Below are 5,680 nucleotides of genomic sequence, written 5' to 3'. Positions count from 1 at the left end.
TACGCTGGCGAAAGCGGGTGCCGCGGGAACGGGCATTCTCGACGCCGAAATCGACATCTTGCGGGTATACCTCGACACCTCGCGATACCAGCTGTTGGCTCAGTATCCCGACGTTGATCCCGGGTTGTTGTTGAATTGCCTACTGCTGGCTGCCACCGAAGGTTTGGCCACCAAGAACCCGGTCAACGCGAATTACCACTTCGCGTGGTTTCAAATGCTGAGTGCGCCGTGGGCCAGCGGGTGGAAGGCCGACCCTTGATAACTGGCGGCAGCAGACAGTCACGACGTGCGCCACAGGCGCCAACGACATTGACTGCACCTGCCATCGCCGTTAAACCGCTTCGAAAACATCATCCGGCCGTGAATGCCGGCGACCGTCGAGCCACGCCTACCACTTTAATTCAGCTGGTTTTGAACCCCTGACGCCTGCTCTGGGCTCTACGAAGCCGTCGAGTCGGTCAGCGGAACCGCATGCTGTCGACCGATCCTTAACTCGCTAACGCGCCAGCTGTTGGAAAGCCGCCGGCAAGTTCAGCAGCCAGCTCCATGAGCGCCAACTGAGTACGCCGTCGGAGTGCCGGGAAATCCAGCGTGACTGCATCCCGCAGATGTGCATCCCACGGGATTGTCTTCACCGAATGCACTCGCCGTCCCAGTGTCTGACCGACATGATCGATGAAATCCTTATTCGCCGACCGGTAGCAGTCGTTGAGGACTACTACCGAACGCTTCAGCAGCTCATGCCCATTGCGGGCCGCAAGCCAATCGATCGTTGTCTCGACTGCCAGCCCGCCTTCGACACTGCATGACCCGACGATCATTAACGCATCCGACGCCGACAAGACCGCAGGAATCACCGGGTGTTCGATCTCTGCGCCGCAATCTATCAGCGCAAGCTGATAGAACCGCCGCGCCCGGCTCAGGGCATCGGTAAAGGTGCGTGCTTCCAGCGCCAAGGGGTTGGCTACATTTTGGTTCCCAGCCAACACCTCAAGGCCCTGCATATTCTGTCCGGTGTAGTACCGCGCCCTGGGGTAGTCGATAAGATCTTCTGCGGCCAAGAAATCTCGCACGGAGGTCTGGATTCTAGGATCGATCAACCGACCCAGCCCACCGTAGGTCGGGTTCGCGTCGATAGCGATTACTGGCTGCTTGCGTAGCTCGGCGAACACTGATCCCACCCCGGCGGTGACGCGCGTCTTTCCGACACCGCCTTTCACCGATATGGCAGTAATTTGATAATTCCCCGGGATGTTGGCCACAATCCGCGCCTTCCAGCCGAGCAGACGGCGCTCCGCCGGACCCGCACCCAGGTTGAGCAGGTGCCCCGTAGATAGGTAGACAGCTTTGCGCCAACCCATCTCGGCTGGTTGGCGCCGCTGCTTAACTACCGCCTCCAATTGAATGTGCCGACCAGCCGGCGAACCGGCCGTCCCCGGAACCGCCCGCGGTGCCCACCGTTCTGCGGGGTCCACCCGAGCCCACCCGCGAGGCAACGGCGGCGCGGTGCCCTCATCAAAACGCGGCTTAAACGATGTCGGCGACGGCTGCTCCGAAGCCGGAACGCGCGGAGACTCACTTGGCGCAGACCGCGGCCCGGCCGGTGGCCCACCCCCGATTTGCGGCTGGGGACCGGTGTCGGCCTCAGTCAGCCACCCCTCAAAGCTTGCGTGGGAACCCGCGTCTCCGTCCAAGTGCCCCGGATCTGTCACGCCATCCTCATGGCCGCCCATGGTGGCCAGCAGTCCAGGCGGTTGGTGCTCGGCAGGTTTGAGCGTCTCGGGCTCTACGGCCTTCACGTTTTGGTCGTCGGCTGGTTCATCGCCGACCGGCGGCGCGGCCAGGTGCTCTAGGCGATCGTCGTCGTCCGATGGCAGATAACGCGCCACGAAATCTGAATTTTCAGTCACTTATGTCCCTAACTGGATCGGCATTTTTGGCAGGGTGTGGGCGCGGCAATTTAAGCGTCCGCCGACTCCGAGAGAAGTTCTTGCACGCGAGGATCAGCCAACATACGCCCCACCGTTCGAAGGACCTCGACGTCTGGGCTGTTGCTTCGGTCACGCAAATGCTTGGCCGCCGAACCGATCCGGCGAAGAAAAGCCTGGCAAGCTACTGAAGCCGCCTTGGCGTAGTCCGCGGCCGCCTCGACCTGCGAATCTACGCTGAACCGGGCCGGTAGCTCGACAAATTCCTGTTGCAGATCCTGGGCCTCCCTCTGCACCGCCCGGGCCAGGCGCGCCACCAACTCAGCATCCAGAGGGATTTCGGCTTCGACTTCTTCCGCCATTCCCACCTCGAGGATGTAATTGATTTGATGCATCGCGGTCAGCGCGTTCTCGATGCGCCTCGTTGCAGGTCGCACCTCCCATCCGGGGATGGGAACAGTCAAACCTCGTCCACTGGGCGCCGATGCGCTCTGGGCCTGAGCGCGGTAAATATCGGCGACGGACTCAGCCTCCGCACGCGCCTGTATTGCAGCATCGACCTGCTGCTGAGTTTCAGCACGAATCCGCGCGACCATCTGGTCACTGTCTTGTCGGGCCGTGGCGATCGCAAGCACTGCCTGTTCACGGGCCGTCTGGACCTCGTCGGCGGCGTGAGTGCGCGCGCGTTCGAAGTGGGCTTGAAGCTCCTCGATCGTTTGTCGGGCTTCCGCTTGAGCGGCCGCGCGTTCTGACATCCGCTGGAGGGCTCGATTTTCTGCCGCTTTAGTCCGCTCTAGGGCAGCGGCGATTTCGGTTTCAGCATCGCTTCGGATCCGCACGATTTCGCCGCGTAACCTCTCCACTTCCGCCTGAGCTTCGCGCCGATCTGCGGCGCGCTCAGCGAGTCGTTCCTCGGCACGCTGATCCGCGGCACTTGCGTGCTCGACAGCTGCCGCGATCTGGGCCGCGTTGTCGGCGCGGACCTGATCCAGCTCGTTCCGCATCTTCTCCTCGGACGCGCGGGATTCTTTAAGGGCCGTCTCGACTTTGCGCTGCGCGCCCGCCAACTGCGCCCCCTGTCGCGCAAATTTGTCGAGCGCGGCGACTTCATGTTTCTTCGCCGCCTCGGCAGCGGCTGCCGACTCCTGCGCATCAGCGCGTGCGGCCGTCTCGAAGGCGCCTGCTTGCGCCAACTCGTTGCGCAAGCTTTCCAACTTCTCCAGGGCGTCGTGCTGTTCAGCCGTGCGCTCCTGCTCCATACGCCACAGCTCCTCGGTGACCGCACGAGTGCGGTCGCGCGCTTCTTCGGCGGCCGCCGCGCACTGCTGCGCCTCAACGCGTGCGGCTGCCGCGTCGGCAATCGCGTCTTTTTTATCTTGTTCGGCACCTTGAACCCGCTGCTCAGCCAGCGCACGTAGATGCTCGGCTTCGATAAGCCGCATCCTCACCGTTGGTGGCCTGCGTTTGGAGTGCCAGATGTTCTTATGACGGGCATCGATGAGTTCGGTTTCACTCATCTTGGCCACCGCCACCAAGAGCTCGGGAGGCTCTTGACCTGCCTGCTCAGCCGCAGCGATCGCTCGTTCGGCAGTACGCTTCGTCAACGCGGCCCATGTCGGCAGGTCGAGATTTTCGATGTGTTGGCCCAGTGTGGTCACTTCTGGTGCCCTTTACTTGTGCTCGTCGCGGTGGTGGCGGAATTTGTTTCATCGTCTTGCCCCGACACGATGCCGCCACTTCTGCCTTCCGTTGCAAGCTCCAGATGTCCATTGGATGGAGGAAGCACATCAGGTAACGACCCGATGTGCTGTCCTAGCACCAACCCGTATTGGCTGAGGTACACCGCGACAGCCTGAGTCAGGGTATTGTCGCCCAGCTTTTTTGCATCGCGTTGGAGGCCCTGCAGAATCGCGAGCGTCAGTTCTGGTCCAAGTCCAAGACTCGCTTCGTCAGCGTCAACTGCCGAAGGATCGATGCCTGCCGTTTTGACCAACCACACCAGCCTTTCCCAGCAGCGCTCGATCGCTTCGCGGCGCCACCTGTCCGCACGACCTTGTTGATGGTGCCGATCTTGTTGTTCAAGTTGCCTGTCGAGCCGTAGAGCCCCGCGTCGAGAAGCCAAGAGCGCGGAGAGGAGCACAATCACCGCCGCCAGCAACACCAGCACTCCACCGAAACCTGCAGAAATCACGAAGTCGCGCAAGGGTGGCAGCTGGGGAGACCAGCCTCTGCGAAAGGGCACAGTGTCCTCCTCTAATGGCCTTGGCGGAAGCCGGCGTTAGCTTGCGAAAACCATAGCCCTTTGATTACGTCGCTTACGGGCCACAACGCAACTGACCTCCGGTAGTTCCTAGACGCAGTGATGTTCGGCAAGTGTCTGAGACCGTGTATGAGGGTTGAGATCGGGTTCCAAAAGACCACCACAAAACTGCCGAGGCCCCTGCATTGCAGATGGTCGAATTAATCGTAGCGGCGCGAAGCCCCGGCCCGCGATCAAAGATTATGGTCGTGGATTCTATATTCGGAAAGGCGGCAGCGCTCACTGAGAAAGTCAACCCTCGTCCAAGCATCGCCAGTCAAGATCAACCCTGCCTAAGCTACCGCAAACGGCGAGGTGGCGGGGCATTTAATCCCACAGAAGAGGGTATTTGCAACCCCGTATGGCATGAATCGCCCGCCGAGTCTGCCGCGACCGGTAGGCCCCAGCCGTGCCTACGGGAAACTTGTCGCGACCGCAGCCGTGACCCCGCGCAAACCGAGATTCTGAGTTGCGAGATAGTCAGAGACACATCTCGAAGTCGCAACGACCTGTCGAGGTCGTCGTTGAGCGTCAGCGCATCCTTGGTGGAACGCCACCACGACGGACTACCGGACATGATCGGCATGGAGGCGGTCAACCAGCTGCTGGTGGCATTGGAGGGGCATTGGAGGTGCATCGGTTCGACTTCTGTTTCACCGGCGCCGGATACGAGAAGGAAGTCGACGAATTCCTCACCGTGAACCCAGGTTTGGCGGGCTGATTCAACCGCAAGCTGCGGTTTGTGTCCTACGCTCCCGACGAGTTGGTGGAGATCGCGGTCCGCTACGGCCAACCGCGCGCGACCATCATCGAGCCCGCCGCACGCGAAGCGCTGAACATGGCCTGCAAGACGCTGCGGGCCTAACGCGTCAAGCCGACGCAAGACGGCGCGCTTTGCCCGGCTCAGATTGTTATCGCTGATGTACTCATCGCGTTCGGCGGCCTCGGCCGCCCTACCTCGGTTCCGCTCGCGACGCTGTTCGTCCATTGCCCGGCGCACATATCGGCGCGCGACATCACTGCGTGCCATGACAGTGGTGGCCAGTTTCCAGTCAAAGTCGCTGATTTGTGAGCGGCCATCGAGCACCATGAGTGCGGCCGCCACCTTGAGCCTGGTCAGCAGGCAACGTCGTCGAGCGCGCCGAACGGCTGCGGGATTCTCGGGTGGCCGCCCAGAACCGCACCGACCGGGGCTCGGTGACCATCGAGGACCTGGAGACGTTGCGCACCCAGGACATCATCGCGGCGGTGACCGACGCATGCGCGGAAAAGCATGTGCCGGTCCAGCTTTGAGGCGAACTCAGCCCGTTAAACCGGCGTGTCCGGGTCGAATCGGAACACAGCGATCCGGCCGGCCAGCGCCTCGAATTCGTCAGGCGTGCCGTCGATGACCATTCCGGAGCGTTTGGCGAAGGCCACCCCGACCGGCACTTCGACCGGGAATGCCCGCAGC

Annotated in this window: 6 protein-coding genes and 2 pseudogenes; 4 read left to right on the top strand and 4 right to left on the bottom strand. The window is 61.9% G+C overall.

What is annotated here, in order from left to right:
• Nucleotides 1-259 (top strand): DUF5631 domain-containing protein (locus ACLP9N_RS14945; protein WP_442395108.1); only part of this gene is annotated, 259 nt, incomplete at its 5' end.
• Nucleotides 260-488: 229 nt separating this feature from the next.
• Here the strand turns inward: ACLP9N_RS14945 and ACLP9N_RS14940 are convergent.
• Nucleotides 489-1,361 carry a MinD/ParA family ATP-binding protein gene (locus ACLP9N_RS14940; protein ID WP_442408154.1) on the bottom strand — a complete coding sequence of 291 codons (873 nt, stop codon included), beginning with the start codon at nt 1,359-1,361 and terminating at the stop codon, nt 489-491.
• Nucleotides 1,362-1,670: 309 nt separating this feature from the next.
• Between ACLP9N_RS14940 and ACLP9N_RS14935 the strand changes: the two genes are divergently transcribed.
• Nucleotides 1,671-1,853: a hypothetical protein gene (locus tag ACLP9N_RS14935; protein WP_442408153.1), complete on the top strand. Its 183-nt coding sequence runs from the start codon at nt 1,671-1,673 to the stop codon at nt 1,851-1,853.
• 107 nt (nt 1,854-1,960) lie between these two features.
• Here the strand turns inward: ACLP9N_RS14935 and ACLP9N_RS14930 are convergent, their stop codons facing one another.
• Both ACLP9N_RS14930 and ACLP9N_RS14925 read right to left on the bottom strand, forming a co-directional pair.
• Nucleotides 1,961-3,586 (bottom strand): hypothetical protein, encoded by a 1,626-nt coding sequence (locus ACLP9N_RS14930; protein WP_442408152.1) that lies wholly within the window; start codon nt 3,584-3,586, stop codon nt 1,961-1,963.
• The gene (locus ACLP9N_RS14925) at nt 3,583-4,131 is read right to left on the bottom strand and encodes a hypothetical protein (RefSeq protein WP_442408151.1); all 549 of its coding nucleotides are present in this window, start codon (nt 4,129-4,131) and stop codon (nt 3,583-3,585) included. Before ACLP9N_RS14925 ends, ACLP9N_RS14930 begins: the two co-directional genes overlap by 4 nt.
• Nucleotides 4,132-4,766: 635 nt before the next feature.
• On the opposite strand from ACLP9N_RS14925, the pseudogene ACLP9N_RS14920 reads away from it, so the two are divergent.
• Nucleotides 4,767-5,086: pseudogene (locus tag ACLP9N_RS14920) on the top strand (type VII secretion AAA-ATPase EccA); the annotation flags it as partial.
• A 305-nt stretch (nt 5,087-5,391) separates the two neighbouring features.
• Nucleotides 5,392-5,520, top strand: a complete 129-nt coding sequence (locus ACLP9N_RS14915; protein ID WP_442408150.1) for a hypothetical protein — start codon at nt 5,392-5,394, stop codon at nt 5,518-5,520.
• Nucleotides 5,521-5,535: 15 nt separating this feature from the next.
• Here the strand turns inward: ACLP9N_RS14915 and ACLP9N_RS14910 are convergent.
• Nucleotides 5,536-5,680, bottom strand: a pseudogene (locus ACLP9N_RS14910) (deazaflavin-dependent nitroreductase); the annotation flags it as partial.

The sequence above is a fragment of the Mycobacterium sp. genome (assembly GCF_052144515.1).
Classification (GTDB): Bacteria; Actinomycetota; Actinomycetes; order Mycobacteriales; family Mycobacteriaceae; genus Mycobacterium.
Note: the sequence above shows the minus strand (reverse complement) of the source record. Positions and strands in the feature narration are given on the sequence as shown.

Bases quoted from the DNA above. Each gene is read 5' to 3' on its own strand.
- ACLP9N_RS14940 (WP_442408154.1), bottom strand. From the start codon at position 1,361: ATGGGTTGGCGCAAAGCTGTCTACCTATCTACGGGGCACCTGCTCAAC.